At 59.0% G+C, this 24,598-nt stretch carries 25 protein-coding genes; 18 read left to right on the forward strand and 7 right to left on the reverse strand.

Features of this window, described 5'->3' with window-relative positions; translation table 11 throughout:
• The first annotated feature begins 68 nt into the window (after window positions 1-68).
• Both hisC and cmk read left to right on the forward strand, forming a co-directional pair.
• Window positions 69-1,181, forward strand: coding sequence for a histidinol-phosphate transaminase (gene hisC / locus GY33_RS0111665; RefSeq protein WP_035271898.1), 1,113 nt, complete (start codon window positions 69-71; stop codon window positions 1,179-1,181).
• Window positions 1,174-1,878, forward strand: a complete 705-nt coding sequence (gene cmk / locus GY33_RS0111670) for a (d)CMP kinase (RefSeq protein WP_051822550.1) — start codon at window positions 1,174-1,176, stop codon at window positions 1,876-1,878. Before hisC ends, cmk begins: the two co-directional genes overlap by 8 nt.
• Window positions 1,879-1,929: 51 nt before the next feature.
• Here cmk and GY33_RS0111675 read toward each other — a convergent pair whose 3' ends face one another.
• From GY33_RS0111675 to GY33_RS0111685, 3 genes are all read right to left on the reverse strand, one after another.
• Window positions 1,930-2,130 carry a hypothetical protein gene (locus GY33_RS0111675; RefSeq protein WP_031387508.1) on the reverse strand — a complete coding sequence of 67 codons (201 nt, stop codon included), beginning with the start codon at window positions 2,128-2,130 and terminating at the stop codon, window positions 1,930-1,932.
• Entirely contained in the window at window positions 2,111-2,908 is a 798-nt protein-coding gene (mazG, locus tag GY33_RS0111680) for a nucleoside triphosphate pyrophosphohydrolase (protein WP_031387509.1), read from the reverse strand. The genes GY33_RS0111675 and mazG overlap by 20 nt, the downstream gene beginning before the upstream one ends.
• A 169-nt stretch (window positions 2,909-3,077) precedes the next feature.
• Complete coding sequence (locus GY33_RS0111685) at window positions 3,078-3,641, reverse strand: CvpA family protein (RefSeq protein WP_051822551.1); 564 nt, start codon at window positions 3,639-3,641, stop codon at window positions 3,078-3,080.
• A gap of 409 nt (window positions 3,642-4,050) precedes the next feature.
• Here GY33_RS0111685 and GY33_RS0111690 point away from each other — a divergent pair, with 409 nt between their 5' ends.
• The 4 genes from GY33_RS0111690 (at window position 4,051) to GY33_RS0111705 (ending at window position 9,099) form a co-directional block, all read left to right on the forward strand.
• Entirely contained in the window at window positions 4,051-5,985 is a 1,935-nt protein-coding gene (locus GY33_RS0111690; RefSeq protein ID WP_031387511.1) for a DUF294 nucleotidyltransferase-like domain-containing protein, read from the forward strand.
• Between the two features lie 15 nt (window positions 5,986-6,000).
• Window positions 6,001-6,744, forward strand: coding sequence for a 3'-5' exonuclease (locus GY33_RS0111695; protein WP_051822575.1), 744 nt, complete (start codon window positions 6,001-6,003; stop codon window positions 6,742-6,744).
• Between the two features lie 254 nt (window positions 6,745-6,998).
• On the forward strand, window positions 6,999-7,250 hold the full coding sequence (locus tag GY33_RS0111700) for a DUF4212 domain-containing protein (RefSeq protein ID WP_031387513.1): 252 nt from the start codon (window positions 6,999-7,001) through the stop codon (window positions 7,248-7,250).
• 73 nt (window positions 7,251-7,323) lie between these two features.
• Window positions 7,324-9,099 (forward strand): sodium:solute symporter family protein, encoded by a 1,776-nt coding sequence (locus tag GY33_RS0111705; protein ID WP_031387514.1) that lies wholly within the window; start codon window positions 7,324-7,326, stop codon window positions 9,097-9,099.
• Window positions 9,100-9,297: 198 nt separating this feature from the next.
• Here GY33_RS0111705 and GY33_RS0111710 read toward each other — a convergent pair whose 3' ends face one another.
• Together GY33_RS0111710 and GY33_RS0111715 are read right to left on the reverse strand one after the other, a co-directional pair.
• The gene (locus tag GY33_RS0111710; protein ID WP_035271899.1) at window positions 9,298-9,669 is read right to left on the reverse strand and encodes a type II toxin-antitoxin system VapC family toxin; all 372 of its coding nucleotides are present in this window, start codon (window positions 9,667-9,669) and stop codon (window positions 9,298-9,300) included.
• Window positions 9,666-9,899 (reverse strand): type II toxin-antitoxin system Phd/YefM family antitoxin, encoded by a 234-nt coding sequence (locus GY33_RS0111715; RefSeq protein WP_031387516.1) that lies wholly within the window; start codon window positions 9,897-9,899, stop codon window positions 9,666-9,668. Before GY33_RS0111715 ends, GY33_RS0111710 begins: the two co-directional genes overlap by 4 nt.
• A 416-nt stretch (window positions 9,900-10,315) precedes the next feature.
• On the opposite strand from GY33_RS0111715, the gene GY33_RS0111720 reads away from it, so the two are divergent.
• The 9 genes from GY33_RS0111720 to GY33_RS0111760 all read left to right on the forward strand — a co-directional run bounded on the left by GY33_RS0111720 (window position 10,316) and on the right by GY33_RS0111760 (window position 20,724).
• Entirely contained in the window at window positions 10,316-11,350 is a 1,035-nt protein-coding gene (locus GY33_RS0111720; protein WP_031387517.1) for an ABC transporter substrate-binding protein, read from the forward strand.
• A 24-nt stretch (window positions 11,351-11,374) separates the two neighbouring features.
• Window positions 11,375-13,678, forward strand: coding sequence for a PAS domain S-box protein (locus GY33_RS19885; RefSeq protein ID WP_051822553.1), 2,304 nt, complete (start codon window positions 11,375-11,377; stop codon window positions 13,676-13,678).
• Window positions 13,675-14,118: a response regulator gene (locus GY33_RS0111730; RefSeq protein WP_031387519.1), complete on the forward strand. Its 444-nt coding sequence runs from the start codon at window positions 13,675-13,677 to the stop codon at window positions 14,116-14,118. The genes GY33_RS19885 and GY33_RS0111730 overlap by 4 nt, the downstream gene beginning before the upstream one ends.
• 14 nt (window positions 14,119-14,132) lie before the next feature.
• A complete protein-coding gene (locus GY33_RS0111735) occupies window positions 14,133-15,716 on the forward strand; it encodes a hybrid sensor histidine kinase/response regulator (protein WP_051822554.1) in 1,584 nt (527 codons plus the stop codon).
• 213 nt (window positions 15,717-15,929) lie between these two features.
• Window positions 15,930-16,238: a DUF485 domain-containing protein gene (locus tag GY33_RS0111740; RefSeq protein ID WP_031387521.1), complete on the forward strand. Its 309-nt coding sequence runs from the start codon at window positions 15,930-15,932 to the stop codon at window positions 16,236-16,238.
• Window position 16,239: 1 nt separating this feature from the next.
• Window positions 16,240-17,787 (forward strand): sodium:solute symporter family transporter, encoded by a 1,548-nt coding sequence (locus tag GY33_RS0111745; protein WP_031387522.1) that lies wholly within the window; start codon window positions 16,240-16,242, stop codon window positions 17,785-17,787.
• On the forward strand, window positions 17,784-18,908 hold the full coding sequence (locus GY33_RS0111750; RefSeq protein WP_051822555.1) for a putative nucleotidyltransferase substrate binding domain-containing protein: 1,125 nt from the start codon (window positions 17,784-17,786) through the stop codon (window positions 18,906-18,908). Before GY33_RS0111745 ends, GY33_RS0111750 begins: the two co-directional genes overlap by 4 nt.
• Before the next feature lie 84 nt (window positions 18,909-18,992).
• Window positions 18,993-19,874 (forward strand): zinc dependent phospholipase C family protein, encoded by an 882-nt coding sequence (locus GY33_RS0111755; RefSeq protein WP_031387524.1) that lies wholly within the window; start codon window positions 18,993-18,995, stop codon window positions 19,872-19,874.
• A 10-nt stretch (window positions 19,875-19,884) separates the two neighbouring features.
• Window positions 19,885-20,724: an alpha/beta hydrolase gene (locus GY33_RS0111760; protein WP_031387525.1), complete on the forward strand. Its 840-nt coding sequence runs from the start codon at window positions 19,885-19,887 to the stop codon at window positions 20,722-20,724.
• Window positions 20,725-20,766: 42 nt separating this feature from the next.
• On the opposite strand, the gene GY33_RS0111765 is transcribed toward GY33_RS0111760, so the two are convergent.
• Entirely contained in the window at window positions 20,767-21,120 is a 354-nt protein-coding gene (locus tag GY33_RS0111765) for a type II toxin-antitoxin system PemK/MazF family toxin (RefSeq protein WP_200874865.1), read from the reverse strand.
• Entirely contained in the window at window positions 21,120-21,353 is a 234-nt protein-coding gene (locus GY33_RS0111770; RefSeq protein WP_031387527.1) for a hypothetical protein, read from the reverse strand. Before GY33_RS0111770 ends, GY33_RS0111765 begins: the two co-directional genes overlap by 1 nt.
• Window positions 21,354-21,630: 277 nt before the next feature.
• On the opposite strand from GY33_RS0111770, the gene GY33_RS0111780 reads away from it, so the two are divergent.
• From GY33_RS0111780 to GY33_RS0111790, 3 genes are read left to right on the forward strand one after another with little or no spacing between them, the layout of a single operon-like run.
• On the forward strand, window positions 21,631-22,221 hold the full coding sequence (locus GY33_RS0111780; RefSeq protein ID WP_031387528.1) for a LemA family protein: 591 nt from the start codon (window positions 21,631-21,633) through the stop codon (window positions 22,219-22,221).
• A 58-nt stretch (window positions 22,222-22,279) separates the two neighbouring features.
• On the forward strand, window positions 22,280-24,247 hold the full coding sequence (locus GY33_RS0111785) for a M48 family metallopeptidase (RefSeq protein ID WP_031387529.1): 1,968 nt from the start codon (window positions 22,280-22,282) through the stop codon (window positions 24,245-24,247).
• Window positions 24,248-24,284: 37 nt separating this feature from the next.
• Entirely contained in the window at window positions 24,285-24,527 is a 243-nt protein-coding gene (locus GY33_RS0111790) for a hypothetical protein (RefSeq protein WP_031387530.1), read from the forward strand.
• Window positions 24,528-24,598: the final 71 nt, after the last annotated feature.

The following is a 24,598-nucleotide window of genomic DNA, read 5'->3' on the forward strand; positions in this document are numbered from 1 at the left end:
TTGGGGCTGGGGAGATGCGCTCTCCCTGATCCCGAGGCTTTTGTCATCATCGATCGTGAGGAATCATCGTGCAACAGCAACCCTTTCTTCGTCCTGAAGTTCAGGACTTCAGCCCCTACACACCGGGGCTTTCCATTGATGAGATACATGAGAAATACGGCCTCAGCCGTGTAATCAAACTGGCCAGCAACGAAAATCCGCTGGGCGTTTCGTCGTTGGTTCAAAAGGCCTTGCAAGATCACGCCGCCGGAGTGTTCCGGTATCCCCGGTCGGGCAGTCCGGAGTTGCGTGCGGCTTTGGCGGCGCATCTGGACGTGCCGGAGGAATGGATCGTGGCCGGCAATGGTTCGGACGAGATCATTGACCTGTTGATCCGGGTCGCGGCCCGACCGGGTCGTGATCACATTCTGATCTTCGAGCCCAGCTTCAGCATGTACCGCCTGCTGGCCAAGCTCAGCGGCGTGGAGATCCGAACCGTTCCCCTGGGCGAGGATTATCACTTCCCCTGGGACAACTTGCTGCGCGCGGTGACCGAGGAAACCGCCCTGGTTTTCGTGACCACCCCGGACAATCCCACGGGATACGCCCCTCCGGTCCAGGAACTGGAAATTCTCGCCCGCCGACTCCCGTCGCGGACATTGCTGGTGGTGGACGAAGCCTACATGGATTTTGCCTCGCCCATGGACCATTACTCCCTGCTGTCTCGGCTGCGCGATTTTCCCAACGTGGTCGTGCTGCGGACCTTTTCCAAGCTGTACGGGCTGGCGGGGTTACGCCTGGGATACGGGGTCATGCCGCCCTGGCTGGCGGATGCGTTGATTCGGGTCAAGCCGCCCTTCAGCGTGAACATTCTCGCGGAAATCGCCGGTCTGGCCGCTTTGCGCGACGTTCATTTCGTCCAGGCCTCTTTGGATTGCGTTCAGGTCGGAAGGGCTTGGCTGACGACGGAACTGACCAGCCTCGGCTGCCGCGTCTTTCCTTCGCAGGCTAATTTTCTGCTTTTTAGGCTAGGCCACGCCGCCATGTCCACCTTGGACGTCTTCCAGAAACTCCTGGAGCAAGGGGTGATCATCCGGCCGCTGAAGAGTTACGGAATGGAGGAGTATCTGCGGGTGACCGTTGGAACGGAAGAGGAGAACCGGATTTTCGTCCGGGAACTGGAGGCCGTGCTTCATGGCTGAACATAACCTTAAGCGGACTTCGGAAGGTCTCGCTGAACTGCCTTTGGTCGTCACCCTGGACGGACCGGCCGGATCGGGAAAGACAACCGTGGCCAGAATGGTCGCTGATCGGCTGGGCATCGCCTACCTGGACAGCGGGGCCATGTTTCGGGCTTTTGCTCTGGGCTTGGGAGCGCAAAGCTGGACTTGGGATGAGGACGTCCTGCGGGACCGCTTGACCGGGCTGGAATTCGCCCTGCGAGGGCGGGGCGGCCAGGCCGCGTTGCTTTTGAATGGGGAGCCGCTCGGCGAGGAAATCCGGCAAGAAGAGGTCGGGATGTGGGCCTCGAATCTGGCCAGGGTGGGCGTGGTTCGGGAAATCCTCAAGCATGCCCAGCAGCGTCTTGGAGCCGGAACCTCCCTGGTGGCCGAAGGCCGGGACATGGGCAGCGTGGTTTTTCCCCAGGCCCGGTACAAATTTTTTCTGGAAGCCGCGCCCGAGGAGCGAGCCAGGCGGCGTTGGCTGCAACTCAAGGAAATGGGCGTTGACGAGGATCTGGACGCTCTGATCGCCAATCTGCGCCAACGCGACGATCAGGACCGCAACCGGGCCATCGCTCCGCTCAAGCCCGCGGACAACGCCGTGATCATCGACACGGCGGGGTTGACTCCCGAGGAGGTCGTCGCCCGGATTGTTCAGGAAGCGGAGCAAGGGTGACGCGGATTATCTCCCGGCTTGAGCTGTTTCGTTGGGTGTGGACGCCGTTGTTCATTCCACCCCGGTTTTATCCATTCGGTGATCCATGGCCTCGCTGAGGCGCTGGGCCACATCTTCACGGCGCAGGTCGATCTTGTCCTGGACCCGGCACCGGAAGAGGAGTTTTTTGAGGTCCTTGGAGAGCTGCTCCAGTTCTTCCACGGACAGTTCGGCGCAGAGGCCGAGGACTTGGTCAATCTTGGCTTGGTTCATGGCGCTGTTTCACCTCGTTCCACAGGGCGTTCCAGGAATCCAGGTCCAGTCCTTCCAGGTCGATTCCCCGGGCTTCAGCCAGCCGGGAGAGTTTGGCGAAGCGGTCCAGAAATTTGCGGTTGGCCCGGTCCAAGGCTTCGTTGGCCTTGAGCCCCTGCCGTCGTCCGTATTCCACCAGGGTGAACAGGTAGTCGCCGTATTCGTCCAGGGCTTTTTCGGTTGAATCGCCGTCTTCAACCTGGGCGGCGTGCCATTCTTGCCATTCCTGATTCAGCTGTTCCCGCACGCCATCCGCATCCGTCCAGGTGAAGCCCAGCCGGGCGGCCTTGGAATTGATGCGGTAGGCCCGCAACAGGGGCGGCAGTGTCGATGGGATGCCTTCGAAGGGGCCGCGGTCGGCCTTTTCCTTCTTTTTTTCCTTTTCCCAGTTGGCCCAGAGGGCGTCCAGGTTCGCGAAGGAAGCGTCGGCGAAGACGTGGGGATGACGTCGGACCATCTTGGCCGAGGCCTGATCCAGGACGTCTTCCAGGGTGAAGTGGCCGTCTTGTTCCATCAGCCGGGTCACGAAAAGCAGCAGGAACCAGACGTCGCCCAGTTCCTCGCGAACGTCGTCCGGCTTGTTCGAGCGGATGGCGTCCACCAGTTCATGCACTTCCTCCACCAGATAGTCGGCCAGGGTCGGCGGGGTCTGCTCCCGGTCCCAGGGGCAGCCCTCAGGGCCGAGCAGTCGTTCCAGCACGTCCCGCAGGCGTTGGAGTGCCATATGATCGTTGTTCATTATCGCTGTTCTCTCTGTCTACCGGATAATTGGGTGCTGAAAAATTCTTTATCTATCAGGCCGTTCAAAAACCCCAAGTGCAAGGAGCAAAAAAAGCTCAAGGTCGAAGCGTATTTTTTCATACGTGAGAGTTTGAGCTTTTTGCGGCGACGCTGCAATTGGGAGTTTTTCAACGGACTGGTAACCGTTCCTGAACGTTTTCGCGCCAAGTCTGGCGCAAGGGCTGGCTCTTCTCCTCAAATTCCCGACGCATCTCCCTGGGCAGCAGATCCGCCAGAATGGCCGCGAAGCGATTGACCTGGGGGGCCATCCGGGAGGAGGCCAGGATATCGGCTTTTGGCGAAAGAAACGTGGTCAGAACCAGGACCAGAAGAACGCAGATCAGTCCGCCTTTCAATAGTCCAATCACGCCCCCGGCAAAGCGATCCACCCAGCCCAGCAGGACGACCTTCAAGAGATGCCGCAGGACAGCCGCGACCATCAGGACGCCAACCAAACCGGTGCAGAAGACCAGGGCGTAGCTGATCAACTGAGCAGTGCCGCGATCCGGGAGAATACTCTCCACCAGGGGCAGGAGCATGGCGTGGTATTTGTTGGCCAGGAAGAATCCGGCAATCAGGCCGGCGACGGAAGAAATTTCACCGATAAATCCCCGGAACAGGCCGCGAATCATGGTGAATCCCAGGATGATCAGGATCAGGATGTCCAAGGTGTTCAGATCGGCTATGGGCATGAGGGTGTCCAGCGATAGGCGTAATGGTGAACCCGGGAAGGGCTTTCGTGATGGATACGGGACGTGAACGGCTCGTATCATCTGACGAACGACGTTTGGAATCTGCCATGTTTCGCGGGCACGGGCAACACCGGCTCTTGTGTCGCGGTTGGGGTTCCGGATGATTCGTGAAAGGCGGAATACTCCGGTTCAGCGGTTTGGGAGAGCGGAGCGGAAGGCCTGTCTTTCGGCCCTGTGCTTGTTGACGGTTTTTTTCCGCCTTTGACCTAAAATCGAATGCCTTGGTAAAAAACACCAAGTAAACAAAAACTGACCGGAAAGAACCTGAACGGAAGAGCAGCAACTGTAGAACAGCGTCGAGGAGCACTCACCACGGCGTGCCGGTCGAGAATCCCAGGAGATTATGGAAATGTTCACCGTCAAGGCGCCACAAAGCCACTCGCTCAATCCCGGCGTTGTCCTGGAATTTCTGCAACGGACCCTGCCGTTCAACGAACTGAGTCCTGGTGCCCTGGAGGAACTGGCCGAAGACGCGGCGTTGGATTTTTTCCCCAAGGGGACGGTGATCCTGACGCAAGGGGTCTCGGATATCGCCCATTTGTTCCTGATTCAAAAAGGCGGTGTGAAGCTCTATTTGCAGGATGAATCCGGAGAGGTGAGCCTGAAGGATTTTCGCGGCGAGGGCGGCGTGTTCGGGGCCTTGGGCATTATCCGCGGCGCCAAGGCCAGCATGACCGTGGAGGCGCTGGAGGATACCTTCTGCTTCTTGTTGAACAAGCAGACCTTTTTGAACTTGGTCACAAACGATCCCCGTCTGGCGCAATACTATCTGAAATCCTTTTCCGAAAATTACATCCACAAGTCCTTTACCGAGCTGCGTCGGCAACGGCTGACGCCCAAGGGCGAGGGCTCGCTGATTCTGTTCAGCGTTCCGGTCTCGGACATGATCAAGCGCGACGTGGAGGCCGCCCCGGGTACCTATTCCGTGCAAAAAGCCGCCGAATACATGGCCCGGCACCGGATCGGCTCCCTGCTGGTGGAGGATGCCAAGGGCATCGTCCGCGGGATCATCACGGACAAGGATTTGCGGTCCAAGGTGGTGGCCAAGGGGCTGGAATACCGCACGCCGCTTCGGGAGATCATGAGTTCCCCGGTGCGGACTATCCCCGCGGACGCTGTCTGCTTCGACGCCCTGCTGGCCATGATGACCCACCAGATTCACCATTTGGCCGTGGAGGACGGGGGCAAGATCGTCGGCGTGGTCACGAGTCACGACATCATGGTGCTCCAAGGCCAGTCTCCGTTGTATCTGTTCCGGGAAATCATGGCTCAACGGACCTTCGAGGGCATACACGAGGTTTCCAGGCATGTTCCCCAGGTGGTTCGTCCGTTGATCGAGGAAGGCGGCAAGGCCGACAACATCACCCGGGTGATCACGGTGCTCAACGACTTGATCCTGGATCGCCTGCTGACCCTGCTCCAGGAGCAGCTCGGTCCGCCGCCCGTCCCCTTTTGTTGGATGCTCATGGGTAGCGAGGGCCGCAAGGAGCAGACCTTTCGCACGGACCAGGACAACGCCCTGGTATACGCCGATCCCCGGGACGTGCAGGAAGCAGAGCGGGCTGATGCGTACTTTACCAAGTTCGCTGAAGAGGCCATCGAACATCTGGTCAAATGCGGATTCCCCCGGTGCCTGGGGGATATCATGGCCTCCAATCCCAAGTGGCGTTTGCCGTATTCCGCGTGGCGGGCCAATTTCGATCGCTGGGTCAGCGTGCCCGAGCCTCAGGAAGTTCTGCACTCCACGATCTTTTTCGATTTCCGGCCCGGTTACGGCGACAAGGCCCTGGCCGAAAAATTGCGGGATCACCTGACCAAGACCTTGCAAGGCAAGGAACTGTTTTTTCGGCATCTGGCCCAGGACTGCTTCACCTCCCGTCCTCCGCTCTCATTTTTTCGCAACTTCATCGTGGAACGCGACGGCGAGCACAAAAACCGGCTGGATCTCAAGGCCAGAGGCCTTGTTCCCTTCTGGGACTTCGCCAGGCTGATGGCCCTGCGCCACGGCAACCAAGAGACGAACACCCTGCGCAGGCTCAAGGCCGTGGCCGACGGCGGGCATATCCCCGAGGAGCTCTACCGCAAAGCCCGAGAGGCTTATGAATTTCTGATGCAACTCCGGCTGGTGCATCAACTGAAGTTGCTGGAGGGGGGCAAGACCCCGAACAACTTCGTCGATCCGGCGGAACTGACCGACCTGGAAAAACAAACCCTGAAAGGTGCGTTCTCGGTGATCACCAGTCTGCAGAACTACTTGAAGTCGGCCTTCATGCTCAACGTCTAACCTGCCGTAATGCATATGCTGACCATGATTCACCCACTGCAAAGCCTCTTCTCCTGGTGGCCTTCGTTGCCCTGGAACCGCCGGGATGAACATGCCCTGCTCAAGGCCAACCGCGAGTACTTCTCCGCTTTCAGCCAGGACAAGCCCCTGACGGAGTACGAGTTCGTGGTTTTCGACACGGAATTGACCGGCTTGAACGAGCGACGGGACGAGGTCGTGTCCATCGGCGCGGTGCGTATCCGGGAAATGCGCATCGATCTGCAGAACTGCTTTTACACCTGTATTCAACCGGATCAATACGTTCCCAAAAGCAGCACCTTGATCCACCGGATCACCCCTTGCCAGACCGAAGAGGCTCCCAAACTGGAGACCGTGCTTCCGGAGTTTGCGGAATTTTGCGGGCAAGCCTTGCTGGTTGGCCATAATATCGGACTGGATATCGGTTTCGTGAACCGAGCCTTGAAGAAGCATTTGGGCGGGGCCCTGCACAACCCCTGCCTGGATACCATGCGGCTGGCCATGCTGTACAAGGAGTCGCAGTGGGAGAACTACTACGACCGCTACAACCTCAACGTTTCCTATACCCTGACGGACCTGAGCAAGGAATACGGCCTGCCCCTGTTCGACGAGCACAACGCCCTGCAGGACGCCATGCAGACCGCGTATTTGTTTTTGTTCTTCGTGCACAAACTGCACGGTGGGAAGATCAAGACCCTGCGTGATCTGTTCTTGGCTGGGCGGAGTTGGCGCTGGGTGTAGCAGTCCGCTGAAAAACGCCCAATTGCTGCGTCGCTGCAAAAAGTTCAAACTCTCACGTATCAATAAATACGCTTCGATCTTGAACTTTTCTTGCTCCTTGCACTTGGGGTTTTTGAGCGAACTGCCAGTAAGGTCCTTTTTCAACTCTCAGGTAGTCGACTATTGAAACAGTGCGGTGCCCTGCAAAGGAATGGGCAATGGGGTCCATTTCAAGCAGTTTTTGTATAGAAAACCTGAATCCTTGGGAGGGGAGCATGAAGACACGAATGGATGAGTATTGGGGGAAGAACTTGCGATTGATCGCCATTCTTCTGGGGATTTGGGCCGTCGTAGGCTATGTGTTCGGGATACTTCTGGTGAACCCGCTGAACAATATCAGCCTGGGTGGGTTTCCGCTGGGGTTTTGGTTCGCCCAGCAGGGATCGATTTACGTCTTCGTCGTGCTGATTTTTGTCTACTGCTATCTGATGAACAAGATGGACAAGGAATACGACGTACAAGAGTAGCGGTATTCATTGGCATTCATGTCCATGATCCGGCATTAGCCGGTGCGCCATGGACGAACACGAGGAGCATCCCATGTCGATCTTAGCCTGGACCTATATCATGGTCTTCATAACATTCGGGTTGTATTTAACCATTGCCTGGCGCTGCCGCGTGCAGGACACCAAGGGGTTTTACGTTGCCGGCGGCGGGGTGCCGCCCCTGGCCAACGGCCTGGCCACGGCCGCGGACTGGATGAGCGCGGCCTCGTTCATCTCCATGGCCGGGATGATCTCCTTTCTGGGCTATACCGGAGCCGTGTACCTGATGGGTTGGACCGGGGGCTACGTGCTTTTGGCGTTGCTTTTGGCCCCGTATCTGCGCAAATTCGGCAAGTTCACGGTGCCGGACTTCGTGGGCGACCGCTACTACTCGAGCACGGCCCGGCTGGTGGCCCTGATCTGCGCCATCTTCGTCTCCATCACCTACGTTGTCGGCCAGATGCGCGGCGTGGGCATCGTGTTCAGCCGGTTTCTGGAAGTGGACGTGAACACCGGGGTGTTCATCGGGATGGCCATCGTGTTTTTCTACGCGGCCCTGGGCGGAATGAAGGGCATCACCTGGACCCAGGTGGCCCAGTACTGCGTCTTGATCACGGCCTTCGTGATCACCGCCGTGGCCCTTTCCATAAAGGTCACGGGCAATCCCATCCCGCAACTGGGCTTTGGCTCGACCATTGCCGAGGGACAGTATGCCGGACAGTACTTGCTTTCGGCCCTGGACCATATCGCCACGGACCTGGGGTTTCGTGAATACACCTCGGCCTTTGGTCCGGGGAACATGAACATGCTCTCGGTGATCTGCATTACCATGGCCCTGATGGTCGGCACCGCCGGACTGCCCCACGTGATCATCCGCTTCTACACCGTGCCCAGCGTGAAGGCCGCCCGGATCAGCGCGGGCTACGCCCTGCTGTTCATCGCCATCCTGTACACCACTGCTCCGGCCGTGGCCGCCTTTGCTCGGTACAACATCATCGACAGCCTCAACGAGCAGCCGTATGCCGATGCCCCGACCTGGTTCACCAACTGGGAACAGACCGGACTGGTGGCCTGGGTGGACAAGAACGACGACGGCATAATGCAATTCCGGGGCGGGGCTCCCTTTGCCGGAATTCCGCGATTCACCGGGGAGATCGGAATCCACGGGCAGCGGCTGGTGGCCAACGACCCCACGGACAACCCCAACGAGCTGTACATTGACCGGGACATCATCGTGCTGGCCAACCCGGAAATCGCCAACCTGCCCAACTGGGTCATCGCACTGGTGGCGGCCGGAGGTCTGGCCGCGGCCTTGTCCACGGCCTCGGGCCTGCTCATCGTCATCTCGTCCTCGGTGTCCCACGACCTCTACTACCGGATGATCAACCGCCAGGCCACGGAAAAGCAGCGCATGCTGGTCAGCCGGATCATGATCGGCGTGGCCGTGGTCATCGCCGGGTACTTCGGCATCAATCCACCAGGATTCGTGGCCCAGATCGTGGCCTTTGCCTTCGGTCTGGCCGCCTCGTCCTTCTTCCCGGTGATCATCATGGGCATCTTCTCCAAGCGGATGAACAAGGAAGGAGCCATTGCCGGGATGACCGCGGGCATCGGGTTCACCATGTTCTACATCATCCAGACCCGGTTCTTCGGTGTGGACCCCTGGTTCTTCGGGATCACCGCGGAAGGCATCGGGACCATCGGCATGCTCTTGAATTTCGCCGTGGCCCAGATCGTCTCCTCCATGACCAAGGCCCCACCCCAGGAGATCCAAGACCTCGTGGAGTCCATCCGCTCGCCGCGCGGCGCCGGAGCGGCCGTGGATCACTGATCAACGTAATTCGTCAAACTTGAAACAGCAGCGCCCCCTTCCCGCGATTCAAGCGGGAAGGGGGCGTTTTTTTGAGATCTCAGTGACACGCAATCCTTGTGTTTTTTCCCCAGCGACCTTTGCGCCCTGCTTGAGCGTTGAGCGAGATCTCGTGCGGGCGCTTCGCTGACCTTTTTTGGGTTGGGGGCATGGCCCGCGCTAGATCACCCTGCAATCATAGAGATGAAACTTTGGATCATCCGTCATGACGGGGATGCCGTGGACCAGGGATTGAGCGATGATCATGCGGTCAAAAGGATCACGATGATGGAACGGTAATTGACCCAGAAGCATGGCTTCCCGCCCGGCAAAGTTCAGAATTTCAACACGCATCGCGCTCGCCATTTCTATTGCGTCGAAATTAATATTTATTTTTCCTATCGAATGCTTGATCATCATCTCCGCGATGCTCATGGCGCTCAAGAAAATTTCATTCGCACGTGATTCAAGGGCAAATTTTCGATTTTGTTTGAGTTTCTCTGGAGAGGATAACATCCACAGGAAAATATGGGTGTCCACCAGAATTTTCACAGCCGTTCTCCGTGGAACATGGCATTGATTTCCTCGTCTTCCTCAAGGAAATCGTCGGGAATATGGATTTTGCCCGCCAACAGGCCGAGTTTGCGTTTTTCCTTTGGCTTGTGCAGTTGCAACTCAACCAGAGGCAGATTGTTTTTGGCAATGATGACCTCTTCACCGTGGTAGGCCATGTCTATCAGTTTGGAAAGGTTCGCCTTTGCTTCGGAAACATTGACAATCATGACGGACTCCTCTTCAGGCTTGAGCAAGTTGACCAACAGTACTCATTGAGGTCAGGTTGGTCAAATCTGCATCCCTTTTTCGTGCCCCCTTTATTTCCCCGCTTCCTTCCCATCGCTGTTTCTCCGCTTGCCCCAAAAGATACAAGACCTCGTGGAATCAATCCGTTCGTCGCGCGGCGCCGGAGCGGCCGTGGATCATTAGCCAGCGTTCTACATCAATTCTGAAACAGCAACGCCCCCTTCCCGCGATCCAAGCGTGAAGGGGGCGTTGCTGTTTATGCACGATGCTTTTCGTCTTTTTTCTTGCGAGAGGTTGTTGATTTTGGCATGAGTTGAAACCAGAAATGAAAACCTTTCATTTAGGCGGGGCTTTTGTGATGATGTCACATGACGTCATTCCCACGAGGAGAAAAATAATGCCGGCATCCGCATCCCGGTTCATCCCGGGGTTTTTGATCATGATGGTCGCCCTGTGCCTGGTCGCCTGTGATCGTGCGCCGGATCGTCTTTCAAAGACCGAACTTACGCCTTTGACCGTGGCCGCCTCCAAGTATGTCGGCAGCGCTCCGGTCTTCGTGGCCCACAAGCTCGGCTTTTTTCAGGAGCAAGGCCTTGATGTCGAGCTGATCATCAACAATGCCGGAGTGGAAGACTTCCAGGACCTTTTGCGCGGGGACGCCCAGATCGCCATGGTGGCGGAGCTGCCCCTGGTCTATTCGGCCTTTGACAAACGGAAATACACCGACGAGGAGCGAGAAGACTTCGTGATTATCTCGGACATGGTTCTGGCCAACAATATATCCCAGGTTCTGGTCCGTACGGACCGGGGTATTGAAGGCCCTGAGGACATCCGTGGCAAGTCCGTGGCCGTGCCCATGGGGACGAGCATCGACTTCCTGCTGGATCTGTTCTTGACGACCCACGGCATTGATCGCTCAGAGATCGAATTGCGGGATATGGACGTGCTGTCTCAGGTGGAGGCCATTGTGCAGGGTGATGTGGATGCTGTTTTTGCCTGGCAACCCCATGTGGGCGAGGCGGAGCTGCGGCTTGGCGAGCAGGGGCGGAGCCTGCCTCTGAACCTGTTTTACCACAATGCCTGGCTGGCCGTGAGCATGAAGGAATTCGCCGGACGGCAGCCGGAAGTCCTGGAGAGTTTCCTGCGCGCGTTGTTCATGGCGGAAACCTACCTGCTCGCTCAGCCTGAGTCGGCCATTGCCATCCATGCCGAATATGCCCGAATGGAACCAGAGGTGATCGCCCGGGTCTGGAACGACGTGACCTTTTGGGTATCCTTGAGCGAAGGCTTGTTGACGACCATGGAGGACCAAGCCCGCTGGATCATTCGCAACGGCTGGGCCGACGCGACAACGGTTCCGAATTTCCATGAATATCTCGATATCGGCCCCCTGAACAGGGTCAATCCTGAACGCCTGACCATCATCCAATGACCTTCATCGTATGCCCGTCATCTTATGACTATTCGCGCCAAGCTTTTTTCCACCGCGGGGCTGCTGACCTTGGTTATCACGGCCTTGGTGGTTTTCGCCCTGATCTTTGCAGGCCAATTGAAGACCGAGTTGCGCCAGGCCCAAGCGGCCCAGGAGGTTGCTCAGTCCATTACGGAACTGACCCTGCTCACCGAATCCTACATCAGCCACAGGGAGCCGCGCATGGCAATTCAGTGGCGGTCCCGTTCCGAACGGATCGCGACCATCCTGACCGACCCGGCTTCCCACTCGGAAATCCGCGGTCTGACCCTGACGTTCCAATCGCTGATCAAGTCGTTTGAGGCCCTGGACCAAGCCTCCGCGCAACAGAGCCCTTTGGATGCTCCAAGCGCTTCGGAACTGGAATCCCAGCGCCTGGAGCTGATCGGGGAGCGGATCGCGGCCCGGATGCGAACGGACTCGCAGCACCTGATTTCCAAGGCATTCATCATTGCCCATCAGGCTCAGAACAATGCCCTGCGCATCCAGCAGCGCGGCTCAAGCGCCGTCAGTGCAATAGGCATCATGTTGATCCTGATCAGCGTCAGCGCAACCCTCCTGGTGGCGCGGAACATAACCCGGGACATCAATTCCCTGGTCCAGGGCGCGCAGGCCATGGGGCAGGGCCGGCTGGACCACCGCATCCAACGCTCCGGCAACGATGAAATCGGCATTCTGGCCCGGGCTTTCAACGCCATGGCCGTGAATATCCGGAAGCTGGTCCAGAAGGACAGGGACTCCCTGGAACTTTTGGCCCAGGAAATTGCCCAAAAGGAGTCCGTCCAGAGCGCCTTAAGGGAAAGCGAGCAGCGGTACCGGGCACTGGTGGAGATGGCTCCGGAGGGTGTGTATGTCCAGGCGGACGGAAAAATTCTGTTCATGAACCCGGCGGGACTTGAACTACTGGGGGCGGCAACGGAAAAGGAGATTGTCGGACTCGACTCGCTGGATCTGGTTCATCCCGAGGACCGGGAAGTGGTCCGCCAGCGTCTCGTGGACCTGGGCTCCGGGGGGGGAGTCGTTCCCATACGTGAACAACGGATGCTGCGCATCGATGGAACGAGCATTCATGTGGAGATTACCGCCGCCAATATCGAATACGAAGGCCGTCAGGCATCACTTGCCTTTGTTCGCGACATCACTCAGCGCAAACAGGCCGAGGAAAAGATCAGGGAAATCACCGAACGTCTGGAAATTATCTTGGAAAAAATTCCCAGCGGGATCATGGCCCACGATACGGACGGGCGTTTTGTTTTCGTCAATGACAACGCCAGCCGCCTCACCGGTTACTCCAGGCAGGAATTGTTGAACATGGCCGTGAGCGATATCGCTCCCAGCGGTGCTCTGACGGATGAGATCGTCAGTGCCTGGCATGAAATGGATTATGATGCCTCCATGACGTTTGAAAGCGCGCATATTCGTAAGGACGGCACGCAATATCCCGTTGAAGTTCGTTTGATCGCCATCAAGATGGATGGGAAGCGAGTCATCCTGGCCATTGTTTTGGACATCACCGAGCGGACGCTGGCCGAGGAAGAAATCCGCAGGTTGAACATCGAACTGGAACAGCGGGTGGTTGAACGTACCGCCCAATTGGAAGCATCGAACAAGGAACTGGAAGCCTTCAGCTATTCGGTCTCCCACGATCTGCGCGCCCCGTTGCGAGCCGTCGACGGCTTTACCCGAATCCTTCTTGAAGATCATGCCCCGCTGCTTGACGCCGAGGGCAACAGGGTTTGCGCGATCATCAGCGCCAACAGCCGCAAGATGGGCCAGCTGATTGACGATCTGTTGGCTTTTTCCCGCCTGGGCCGGGCCGCGCTTCAGATCACCGCGGTGGACATGGCGGCTCTGGTCGATGAAGTGTACCAGGAACTGACCACGCCCATGGAGCGCGAGCGCATTGCTTTTCACCGCGATGCCTTGCCTCCGGCCATGGGTGATCCCAAGATGCTGCGCCAAGTCTGGACCAATCTGCTTTCCAACGCGGTCAAGTTTACGTCGAATCAGGAACAGGCCAGGATTACGGTAGACGCGACCGATCATGAGGACGAGGTCGTCTACTGCGTGCGCGACAACGGGGCGGGCTTCGAGATGCAATACGTGGATAAAATTTTTGCCGTTTTTCAGCGCCTGCACACGGAGCGGGAGTTCCCCGGCACCGGAGTGGGCCTGGCCCTGGTTCAGAGGATCATTTCCCGTCATGGGGGTCGGGTCTGGGCCGAGGGCGCGGTTGATCAGGGAGCGGTATTCCGCTTTGCCCTGCAAAAAGGGAGGGAGACGGAGTGAATCATCCCCAGGCCGTGGACATTCTTCTTGTGGAGGACAATCCCCAGGATGCCGAGCTGACCATCCGGGCGCTCAAAAAACGCAACTTGGCCAACAGGCTGCACCATGTGGAGGACGGCGCCGAAGCCCTGGACTTTCTGTTTCGCCGCGGCGCGTACGCCCGGCTTGAGCCCAGCGCCCAACCGAAAATCGTGTTGCTGGACCTGAAACTGCCCAAGGTCGGGGGCCTGGAAGTGCTTACGGCGATCAAGGCGGACCCGAAGACCAAGTCCATCCCCGTGGTCGTGGTCACGTCCTCCAGCCAGGATCCGGACATTCAGGCCGCGTACGACCTTGGCGCCAACAGCTATGTGGTCAAGCCGGTCAATTTTGATGATTTTTTTAACGCCATGAATCATCTCGGGTTTTACTGGCTCATGCTGAACCAACCGCTCAAATGATCATGGATGGAGATATGCAATCGATTCGTTTTTTGCTCGTCGAGGACATGGAGGCCGATGCCGAACTGGTCCGGCGTGAGGTGCGCAAGACATTTCCCTCCGCGGACTTTCTGCTGGCGGACAATCGTGAAACATACCTGGATGCCCTTGAATCCTTTAAGCCGGACGTTATTCTGTCGGACTACAATCTGCCGAAATTCGACGGCCTGGCCGCCCTGACCATTGCCAAGGAGCAGGCTCCGGAAACGCCGTTCATCCTGATTACCGGCGCATTGAGCGAGGAAACAGCCGTGGAGTGCATGAAGGCCGGGGCCTGGGATTATATTCTCAAGGAACGCGTCCTGCGTCTGGGACCGGCGATTGTCTCCATGCTGGAAAAAAAACGCGAATACCTGAAGCGCAAGGAAGCTGAGCAGGAGCTCGTCAGGGCCAAGGTGGCGGCCGAGGCAGCCAATCTCGCCAAGTCAGAGTTTCTGGCCAACATGAGTCATGAAATTCGCACTCCACTGAACGGCATCATGGGCATGATGCAGCTTATGGGTTCCACTGCCCTGGACGAGGACCAGAAAGAGTTTATTCGGCTGGGGGAAACCTCGGCCCACCGACTGACCCGGCTGCTTTCCGATATTCTGGATTTGTCCAGCCTGGATGCGGGCAAGCTGGCCATTCATGAAGTCGAATTTTGCATCGAGGAAATCTGCGGTTCCGTTGAAGAGCTGTTCATGCTCAAGGTCCGGGAAAAGGGCGTTCCGCTCAACTGCGACCTTGATTCCTCAATCCCCTCTCGGCTGATCGGCGACGTGACCAGGGTGCGCCAAATACTCTTCAATCTGGTGGGCAATGCCTTGAAATTCACCGATCAAGGCCGTGTCCGCGTCGATATCAGCGCCTTGCCCCCCGGCCGATTCGGCGACGTGCGTCTTTTGTTTTCCATTTCCGATACCGGCATCGGCATCCGCGATGAGATGGTGGAGCACCTGTTTCAGCCTTTTGTCCAGGCCGATGGTTCCTACACCCGGGCGTATCAGGGCGCGGGGCTCGGACTGGCCCTGGTGCGCCGTCTGGTGGCCCTGTTGCGGGGCAACATGTGCGTGGAAAATGTTTCGGGGCAGGGAACGACGATGCATGTCGCCCTTCCGTTCAGGTTGCCGGAGGGAGTCTCCCTCCAAGGCGTCCGTCGGACGGAAATGGCCGGGAAAACGGCACGCTCCTTGCGCGTCCTAGTGGCCGAGGATGATCCCTTGAATCAGTTCATGATCGCCAAGCTGTTGGAGCGTGCCGGGCATGAGTCCATCCTGGCTGGAGACGGACGGCAAGCCTTGAATCTGCTCTCCCAACGGGACGTCGACTGCATCCTGATGGACATCCAGATGCCGGTCATGACCGGCCTGGAGGCGACGCGGGCCATCCGCACCTCACCGGATTTCGAAGCAAAGAGGAACATCCCGATCATCGCGGTGACGGCCCACACCTTGGCCGGAGATCGAGAACGCTTTTTGAATGCCGGAATGGATGACTACGTCCCGAAACCCATTGATTTCCAGAGCCTGAAACGGGCTTTGGATCAGACGATCCAGAAGTCCGATGAATTGAAATGACGGATTTTTTGCATTGAGTCCTGGAGTATGGTCCGAATTCGGCTTTTGCATCGACACCAAACAAGGAGGGGCATCCTCTCGCCTGTTCCCTGACCTTCCCAATCGAGCCGTTCGGCGAGGAGCATGTGCAAAATTGAACAAGGGGTTGCATGGTTCGCGGGTTTTGATTCGCGAACAATCCCGTTCGAATTTCACCTCTCAAGGAGATTGCCCATGCCCACCGATCGTCCCAAAGGCTCATTGGACGCCGAAATGTTTCAGAAACTGGTCGTCCGCAAATGGAAGGTTTCCCTCACCCTGGCCGCGATCATGCTGGTCGCGTACTATGGATTCATTCTCGTCCTGGCCTTTGCCAAGGACGTTTTGGCGTATAAGATCGGAGAACATCTGACCATCGGCATTCCCGTGGGGATGCTGCTCATTGTCCTGGCCTGGGCCCTGACCGGAGTCTACGTGTTCTGGGCCAACTCCTCCTACGACAAGTCCGTCAAGGACGTGTTGAAAAGCATGAGGAGGGACTAACATGGACCAGATCGCCACCTCCATCGGCCAGCCTAACATCACGTCTATCGTCTTTTTCCTGTTCTTCATCTGCGCCACCCTGGTCATTACCTATTACGCGGCCAAGAAAAGCCGCTCCGCCTCCCAGTTCTACGCCGCGGGCAGAAGCGTGACCGGCTGGCAGAACGGTTTGGCCCTGGCCGGCGACTACATGAGTGCGGCCTCGTTTCTGGGCATTGCCGGCCTGGTCTCCCTGCGGGGATACGACGGCCTGATCTATTCCATCGGGTTTCTGGTGGGCTGGCCGATCATCATGTTCCTGATCGCCGAGCCGCTGCGCAACCTCGGGAAATACACCTTCGTGGACGTGGTGGCCTATCGGCTGTCCCAAAAGCCGATCCGCATCGCCGCGTCCATCGGGTCCCTGATGACCGTGTGCTTCTACCTCATCGCCCAGATGGTCGGGTCCGGTTCGTTGATCATGCTGATTTTCGGGATGCCGTACGAGCTGGCCGTGGTCATCGTGGGCATGGTCATGATCATGTACGTGCTGTTCGGGGGCATGCTGGCCACGACCTGGGTGCAGATCATCAAGGCGGTCCTGCTGCTGGGCGGGGCCACGCTGATGGTTTTTCTGATCCTGCTTCACTTCGGGTTCAGCTACGGCGAGATGTTCAAGCAGGCGGCCTTGACCTATGGCGACGGGGTCCTGTCTCCGGGCGGGCTGGTGACCAATCCCTGGGACGCCTTGTCCCTGGGCATCGCCCTGATGTTCGGCACGGCGGGTTTGCCGCACATCCTGATGCGGTTCTACACCGTGCCCGACGCCAAGGAGGCCCGGAAATCCGTGTTCTACGCCACGGGATTGATCGGCTATTTCTATATCCTGACCTTCACCATCGGCTTCGGAGCCATGGTCATCGTGGGCCAGGACGTCATCGCCGCCATGGATTCCGGCGGTAACATGGCCGCGCTGCTGCTGGCCGAGGCCACCGGAGGAACCGTCTTTCTGGGCTTCATCGCCGCCGTGGCTTTCGCCACCATTCTGGCCGTGGTGGCCGGGCTGACCCTGTCCGGGGCCAGTACGCTGTCCCACGATTTGTACGTCAGCGTCTTCCGCTCAGGGAAATCCTCCGAGGAAGAGGAGGTCAAGGTGGCCCGGATCGCCACTCTGGGCCTGGGCGTGGTGGCCATTGCCCTGGGCTTGGCCTTCAAGGGCCAGAACGTGGCCTTCATGGTCGGCCTGGCCTTTGCCATCGCGGCCAGCGCCAACTTCCCGGCCCTGCTGCTGTCCATCCTCTGGCGGAACTTTTCCACCTTCGGCGCGGCCCTGAGCATCGGCACGGGCACCACGTTGGCCGTAGGCCTGATCATCATCAGCCCCACGGTCTGGGTGGACATCCTTCATAATCCCATGGCAATCTTCCCCTTACGCAACCCGGCCATCATCTCCATGACCGCGGCCTTCGCGGCCGGATATCTGGGCTCCAAGCTCAGGCCCGATCCGGAAGCGTCGCGCAGGTACGAGGAACAGAAGATCAGGAACTATCTTGGCGTCGGAGCTGAATGACCCACGAACCCACAGACCGCGACGAAAAACGACGACGGCCCTCGGCCTGGAGCGATGATCCGGACAGCTTGTCCGGAGAAATCGCCCGGGCCGAGAACCTTGCGGACCTGGCACGGGCCTTCGGCTCGGTCCAGGAGTTCGCGGCCCGTTCCGCGGTCCACTGCCTTGGCCGTTTCTCCGACGGTGGAGATGAAGTCTTCGCCCTTGGTCGGCTGATCGCCGATTTGCGCGACAAGATTCTGATCCGGGTGCATGACCTGGTTTTGGCCGGGACCGGACCGCCTCCGGCGGCCTTTTGTCTGCTGGCCTTGGGTAGCGAGGGGCGCAAGGAGCAATATTTGGCCACGGACCAGGACAATGCCCTGGTTTATGACGATGAAGAGGGGGACGAGGCGGCGATTTTTTTCGAGGTCTTCGCCCATCGATTCGTCCGGATCCTGCTGGAACTGGGCGTCCCTCCCTGTCCTCACGGGGTGATGATCAACGCCCCGCAGTGGCGTTTGAGCGCCGTCGATTGGGAACGGGCCGTGGACCGCATGACCGACGAGATCAATGAGCAGGGCATTCTCAAGATATCCGTGCTGCTGGACACGCGCCCCGTGGCCGGAGCCCCGGAACCGGGCTGGAAGCTCCGGCGGCATTTGTTCCGGCGGATCGCCGAACGTCCTCTGATCTTGCGCTACCTGGCCCGCGAAGCCGTGCGCTTCAGCCCGCCCCTGGGCTTGTTCAACAATTTCGTCGTTCAGAAGAGCGGGGCACATAAGGGGGGGCTGGACGTAAAAAAAGGCGGAATTTTCCCCCTGACCCAGGGAATCCGAACCCTGGCCGCGGAGCACGGCGTTTTGCTCACCTCCACCGAGGAACGAATCACGGGCCTGCTGGAGGCGGGGGCCTTGTCCGTCGGATTTGGAGCGAGGTTGCGGAAGGCCTATGCTTTTTTTCACGTTCTGCGCACCGGAAATCAGGCCGAAATGATCGAAAATAAGGACAAGCCGGACAATCTCATCATGCCGGACCGGCTTTCCGCGGCGGAGCGAAAGAGGCTCAAGGCCTGCTTCGCCACCGTGACGGAATTTCAGGCTCTGTTGTCCAAAAAGTACGGACTGCATTTGCTGACCTGACGCGCACCCGCCCAGCCGTGCGAATGGAACACGTCGTTGCGACGCGTCGAGAACCGTCATCTCCATGCGTCGTGGAGGTATCGCATGCCCAAGGAAAACACCCATCTCTGGTTCGCTCGGCGGCTTTGGAAACAGACTCGGAATCCATCGAAAAACGCTGTTGATGACCATTTTTCGACGGATTTGATACAAGCCCATCCTTTGTTCTTCTCCCTGGGCTCGATCATCCCGGATGCTTTTTTCTATCACCCCCTTTCTCGCGGGCGGCGGATGGCCCTGGTGCTGCACGGGTCGGATCCGCGGACCCGGACCGAGTCCTTCGGACGCATGGCGGCCTGGGCGCGGGAGGAGGAGTCCGGACGGGACAAGGCATTTGTCCTGGGTTACCTGTCCCATGTGGCCCTGGACAGGGTCATGCATCCCGTGGTGGACGCCCTGTCCGGCAAGCGTCCCGGCCAGGCTTCCACCGGACAGAGCACCGCCCTTCACCGGCTGGTGGAAACGGCTCTGGACCAACAAATCAATCGCTGCTGCCGCTATCCGCGGATTATCTGGCCCTATCCGGCCAAGAGAGTGAGTGTGCTGCATCGCCTCGCCGGGGAGGTCGGCCTGCGGCGCGGCGATGTCCACGCAGCCTTGTCCGTTCAACTCCTGGTCAACCGACTGGTCCAGGGGCGTGCCGCCCACGCTCTGGTCCGCGCGCTGCACCATCCGTCGGTGCTGGATCTCTCGGTTCTGCTCAATCTGTGCTACGCGCAGCTGGACCGGGAGCCTGATTTCTTCAGTGAAAAACGTACCGGGCGGGCGGAGTTCTGGCGAAACTTCCATGCCGTGAACTGGTCGCGATTGTTCGAACGGGCCGATCTGGAGGCCTGGCGGCTTTTCGATCTCTGTACCGAATACTGGGCGAACCGCCTGGACGGATCCGGACTACGGCGGGGCCTTCCCCACAAACCCTGCGATTAGTGAGTCGGCCATGCATTCCACCCTGACCATCGCCGCTATTTTGCTTCTGCTCTACCTGGGGCTGGCCGGATGGGTCTTCGTCCGCCAGGACGCCCTGGTCTTTCTCCCCACGGCTGAGATTTCCCTGACCCCGGCGGACGCCGGCTGGGAGTATGACGACCTGACGCTGTCCACCTCGGATGGAGTAAACATCAACGCCTGGTTCGTTCCGGTCGAGGACGCCCGTGGCGTGGTGCTTTTTTGCCACGGCAACGCCGGAAACATCGGTCATCGCCTGGACTCCATCCGCATCTTCCGCGACCTGGGCCTGTCCGTGCTGATCTTCGACTACCGCGGCTTCGGGCGCAGTGAGGGACGGCCCAGCGAGTCCGGCACCTATCTGGACGCCCAGGCGGCCTGGGCCTTTCTGGTCGAAGAAAAAGGCGTCGAGCCCGAGCGGATCATTGTTTTCGGCCGCTCCCTGGGCGGGGCCGTGGCCGGACATTTGGCCGCCCACGCGGGTCAAGAAAAACCTCCGGGAGCCCTGATTCTGGAATCCACCTTCACCTCCCTGCCGGACATGGCCGCCCGGCTCTATCCCTTTCTTCCGGTACGCTGGCTGGCCAAATACAGCTACAACACCCTGGGGCGGCTGGGCGATGTCCATGCCCCGGTGCTGGTGGTGCACAGCCCGGAAGACGAAATCATTCCCTACGCCCATGGCCAAGCCCTGTACGCCGCCGCGCCCGAACCAAAGATGTTCCTGGAAATTTCCGGGGGCCACAACTCGGGTTTTCTGAGTTCCGGGGCGGGATATGTGGAGGGGTTGCGGTCGTTTCTGGAAGGGCAGGTTTTCGAGAAAGTTCGGTGAAGCGGTACGAGGTGGAGTGAGGGAGGTGAGCGGAAATCGCGATCAGGCCAGGCTGAAAACCCGCCGCAAAGCCTGATCAACCTGGGCCATAACCTCCGCGGCCAGTTCGCCGCGAACGGCCACGAAACGAGATTGATGATCGATGGGCCGGGTTTGCAGGCAGTCGGCCACGGATTGCTTGGACAGTCCGTTTTGTTCCGTGGGTTCGATGGTCACGTTGGTGACGATGCGCCCTTTTTTCTCGGTGAACGCCGTGATTGGAGTGACCTGAATCACCGGGACGCGGGCGTTATAGGTATCGTTGGTGACAATGACGCAGGGGCGAACCTTGCCGGTCTCCGAACCTTTGACAGGGTCGAGGTTGACGTCGATGACCATCCCTCGTTTCAAAAGCATCACTCCGGCCACTTTGCCACCACATCATCGCTCCATTCACGTGTTTGCGTATCCTGGGCATGGACCTCGGCATACAGTGCCGCGGATTCCCGCAGCCGCTGCTGCTCCAAGTCGTTGCTCAGGCGGTCCAGGGCAACCCGGACCATCTGGCTTTTGTCCTTGAATCCCAAGTCTCTGTATTTCTGAATGAAACGGTGTTGCGGCTTGTCCAGGCTGAATTTGGCTTGAAGCATTTATCCTCCTTCTTGGTTGTCTTGAGAGGCCAAAATACAACCCCGACTTTAGGCCCCTGAAGTTGGGCCGTCAAGCAGCTTCGCGGTGAGTGCGTCATTAAGGTCATTTGGCTGTGACGAGCCATTTCTTGAGCCTTTTCGCGGAGCAACTGCTTCACTATATGCTCAAAGCCGTTGACAATCCCGGCGTTTTCATCAACTTCCTAGGTGTTGGCCGAAGCAGCTGCTTGGCTCCATTTTCCACTTCCTTTTCGCCCTTCAAACAGGAGAATCCGTAATGTCCACGTCATTGATCGTCGTCCTGGTCGTGCTCGTCGTCCTGGGCTTTCTGGTGGTGCGCATCTACAATCAGTTGGTCGCCCTCAGGAACCGGTACAAGAACGCTTTTGCCCAGATCGACGTGCAGCTCAAGCGGCGCTACGATCTGATTCCCAATCTGGTGGAGACCGCCAAGGCGTACATGGCGCATGAACGCGGGACCCTGGAAGCCGTGATCGCGGCCCGGAACCAGGCCTACGGGGCCATGCAGGCCGCGTCGGCCAATCCGGGGCAGGCCGCGGCCATGGCCGGGTTGGCCGGGGCCGAGGGGATGTTGTCCGGGGCTCTGGGCAAGCTGTTCGCCCTGGTGGAGAGCTACCCGGATCTGAAAGCCAACCAGAACATGATGCAGCTCAGCGAGGAAATGACCAGCACGGAAAACAAGGTCGCCTTCGCCCGACAGGCCTTCAACGACGGGGTCATGAACTACAACACCTACCGGGAGTCCTTTCCCCAGACCATCTTCGCCGGGATGTTCGGGTTCGAGCAGGCTACGTTGCTGGAGTTCGAGGGTCGGGAGTATCGGGAAGCGCCCAAGGTGCAGTTTTAGCAGTCCGTTGAACTGCTGGATGAGGGCTTTTTGAACACACTTATAGGCTGGTTACACCATGGACTTTTTTGAGAGCCAGGAAAAGGCGCGTCGGAAGAGCGCGGTGCTGGTGGTGCTGTTCATTCTGGCCACCATCGGCATTGTGTTCACGGTTTATGCCCTGATTTATCTCTTGATCCTGACCGACGCACCCAATGCGGCCCAAGCGTGGCTGGAGTTCAAGGGCATGGCCGACCTGCTGGCCATGCTGGGTGCGTTGATCCTGGCCATTATCGGATTCGGGACCATCTTCAAGATGGTCCAGCTTCGGCGCGGCGGGGCCGCGGTGGCCGAACTGCTGGGGGGGCGGCTGGTGATGCCGGACAGTGCCAACCCGGATGAGCGCAAGGTGCTCAACGTGGTGGAAGAAATGGCCATCGCCTCGGGTCTGCCCGTGCCTCCGGTGTACATGATGGACCAGGAGAGCGGCATCAACGCCTTCGCCGCGGGCCAGAACCCCGGCGACGCGGTGGTGGGGCTGACCAGCGGGGCGGCCCGGATGCTGACCCGCTCGGAGTTGCAGGCCGTGATCGGGCACGAGTTCAGCCATATCCTGAACGGGGACATGCGCATGAACATCAAGCTGATGAGCGTGATCCACGGGCTGATCATCCTGGGGCTGGCCGGACGGGTAATCCTGCGGATGGCCGTCTATGGCGGGCGGTCCCGGGATCGTCGAGGGGCTGCCTTGCCCCTGGTGCTGGGCGTGGGGTTCATCCTGGTGGGCTCCCTGGGGATGCTTTTCGGAAGCATGATCAAGGCCGCGGTCTCCCGGCAACGGGAGTATCTGGCCGACGCCTCCGCGGTCCAGTTCACTCGCGACTCCCGGGCCATGGCCGGGGTGCTGAAGAAGATCGGCGCGATCTCCCAGGGCTCGCGCCTGGAGCACGCCAACGCGGCCCAGGCCAGCCACATGTTTTTCGCCCAGGGCGTGAACGTGCTCATGACCTCCCTGTTCGCCACCCATCCGCCCTTGGAGGAACGCATCCGGCGGGTGGAGCCGGGTTGGGACGGAACGTATCCGGTCATCTCGGACTTTCCCCGGTCACGGGTTCAAACCGCGACGGGCGCGCCCGCCAATGAGTTCGGTTTTTCCAGTCTGACTCGAGAACAGTACCAGGGACGACCAAGCCCTTCGGCGCGATCCGCTGTCCAGTCCGGTACGCCGACGGCGGTTGACCTGACCGCCTCCGTGGGACGGTTGGATGATGTCCATGTGGCCCATGCCCGGGGGCTCCGGGAGCGGATTCCTCCCGTATTGCTGGACGCTGCCCATGATACGGCCCAGGCCCACTGGGTGGTGTTCGCCATGCTGCTCAGTCGGGAGCAGGGCGTGGCCAAGGCGCAATTTGCGTTGTTGGACAATATTTTCGGTCCGGCCCTGGAGCGCAAGGTGGCCGACTTGGCTCGTGTGGAGCTGCCTAGAGAATTGCGCTTGCCACTGCTGGATATCTGCTTCCCGGCCCTGCGTCGGATGCCCTTTGACCGGTATCCGGCGTTTCGCTCCGCGCTGCAGGGAATGATTCAGGCCGACGGACGGGTCGGGCTGTTTGAATGGGCCTTACATCGAGCAGTACTCCGCCACCTGGAGCCCTCCTTCGTGCCGGGTCGGAACTCGGCTTTTGGTCACGCGGCCCTGCACCAGGTCGTGGACCAGATTTCGCTGATCCTCTCCGCCCTTGCCCATGTGGGGGCTCGGCCCGAAGACACGGCCATGGCCTTCGAAGCCGGGGCCAATGAGTTGCGCCTGCCCGGCCTGGGGCTGCGCTCCCGGGAGCAGTGCGGCATTCAGGCCCTGGATGCGGCCCTGAACAAGCTGATCCGCCTGCGCGAAACCTCCAAGCGCGACCTGATCACGGCCTGCGCAACGGTCATCGTGGCCGACGGCCAGGTTTCCATGGCCCAGGCCGAAATCCTGCGGGCCGTGAGCGACGCCCTGGAATGCCCCATGCCGCCGCTGTTGCCCGGGCAGGTGGCGGGGGCGTGAGTTGTAAGGATGAAAAACAGCCCAGGCGGATATCATCATGGATTTTGTCCTGCAAAAGATTCGAGACTGTGAGTCGACAATACAGGGTATGGAAAGCAAGCATGGCTGTGATTTTGAACGATTCAGCGCGATGTTGAGGGAGAAAGCTGATCTTTCCCTGGAAGACGATTGGTTGGATTGGATGGCCGCGATGGAATTGCGTCAGGCGTGGAAAAGCGTCAGTATCTCGGCTAATTCTAGCTCCAAAGTTGAATTTACTGAATCTGGATGGGGAGATTGAACCATAAACGCTATCTGGTGAATTGCTTGCGGAACTGGATCATGTCCTTTGATGCCAGTTCACGTTGCTGG

The sequence above is a fragment of the Desulfonatronum thiodismutans genome, assembly GCF_000717475.1.
In the GTDB taxonomy this organism is placed as follows: Bacteria; Desulfobacterota; Desulfovibrionia; order Desulfovibrionales; family Desulfonatronaceae; genus Desulfonatronum; species Desulfonatronum thiodismutans.

Excerpts from the sequence above, each read along its gene's own strand:
- cmk (WP_051822550.1), top strand. The coding sequence starts at position 1,174 with ATGGCTGAACATAACCTTAAGCGGACTTCGGAAGGTCTCGCTGAACTG.
- GY33_RS0111675 (WP_031387508.1), bottom strand. The coding sequence starts at position 2,130 with ATGAACCAAGCCAAGATTGACCAAGTCCTCGGCCTCTGCGCCGAACTG.
- mazG (WP_031387509.1), bottom strand. The coding sequence starts at position 2,908 with ATGAACAACGATCATATGGCACTCCAACGCCTGCGGGACGTGCTGGAA.
- GY33_RS0111685 (WP_051822551.1), bottom strand. The coding sequence starts at position 3,641 with ATGCCCATAGCCGATCTGAACACCTTGGACATCCTGATCCTGATCATC.
- GY33_RS0111690 (WP_031387511.1), top strand. The coding sequence starts at position 4,051 with ATGTTCACCGTCAAGGCGCCACAAAGCCACTCGCTCAATCCCGGCGTT.
- GY33_RS0111695 (WP_051822575.1), top strand. The coding sequence starts at position 6,001 with ATGCTGACCATGATTCACCCACTGCAAAGCCTCTTCTCCTGGTGGCCT.
- GY33_RS0111700 (WP_031387513.1), top strand. The coding sequence starts at position 6,999 with ATGAAGACACGAATGGATGAGTATTGGGGGAAGAACTTGCGATTGATC.
- GY33_RS0111705 (WP_031387514.1), top strand. The coding sequence starts at position 7,324 with ATGTCGATCTTAGCCTGGACCTATATCATGGTCTTCATAACATTCGGG.
- GY33_RS0111715 (WP_031387516.1), bottom strand. The coding sequence starts at position 9,899 with ATGATTGTCAATGTTTCCGAAGCAAAGGCGAACCTTTCCAAACTGATA.
- GY33_RS0111720 (WP_031387517.1), top strand. The coding sequence starts at position 10,316 with ATGCCGGCATCCGCATCCCGGTTCATCCCGGGGTTTTTGATCATGATG.
- GY33_RS19885 (WP_051822553.1), top strand. The coding sequence starts at position 11,375 with ATGACTATTCGCGCCAAGCTTTTTTCCACCGCGGGGCTGCTGACCTTG.
- GY33_RS0111735 (WP_051822554.1), top strand. The coding sequence starts at position 14,133 with ATGCAATCGATTCGTTTTTTGCTCGTCGAGGACATGGAGGCCGATGCC.
- GY33_RS0111740 (WP_031387521.1), top strand. The coding sequence starts at position 15,930 with ATGCCCACCGATCGTCCCAAAGGCTCATTGGACGCCGAAATGTTTCAG.
- GY33_RS0111745 (WP_031387522.1), top strand. The coding sequence starts at position 16,240 with ATGGACCAGATCGCCACCTCCATCGGCCAGCCTAACATCACGTCTATC.
- GY33_RS0111750 (WP_051822555.1), top strand. The coding sequence starts at position 17,784 with ATGACCCACGAACCCACAGACCGCGACGAAAAACGACGACGGCCCTCG.
- GY33_RS0111755 (WP_031387524.1), top strand. The coding sequence starts at position 18,993 with ATGCCCAAGGAAAACACCCATCTCTGGTTCGCTCGGCGGCTTTGGAAA.
- GY33_RS0111760 (WP_031387525.1), top strand. The coding sequence starts at position 19,885 with ATGCATTCCACCCTGACCATCGCCGCTATTTTGCTTCTGCTCTACCTG.
- GY33_RS0111765 (WP_200874865.1), bottom strand. The coding sequence starts at position 21,120 with ATGCTTTTGAAACGAGGGATGGTCATCGACGTCAACCTCGACCCTGTC.
- GY33_RS0111770 (WP_031387527.1), bottom strand. The coding sequence starts at position 21,353 with ATGCTTCAAGCCAAATTCAGCCTGGACAAGCCGCAACACCGTTTCATT.
- GY33_RS0111780 (WP_031387528.1), top strand. The coding sequence starts at position 21,631 with ATGTCCACGTCATTGATCGTCGTCCTGGTCGTGCTCGTCGTCCTGGGC.
- GY33_RS0111785 (WP_031387529.1), top strand. The coding sequence starts at position 22,280 with ATGGACTTTTTTGAGAGCCAGGAAAAGGCGCGTCGGAAGAGCGCGGTG.
- GY33_RS0111790 (WP_031387530.1), top strand. The coding sequence starts at position 24,285 with ATGGATTTTGTCCTGCAAAAGATTCGAGACTGTGAGTCGACAATACAG.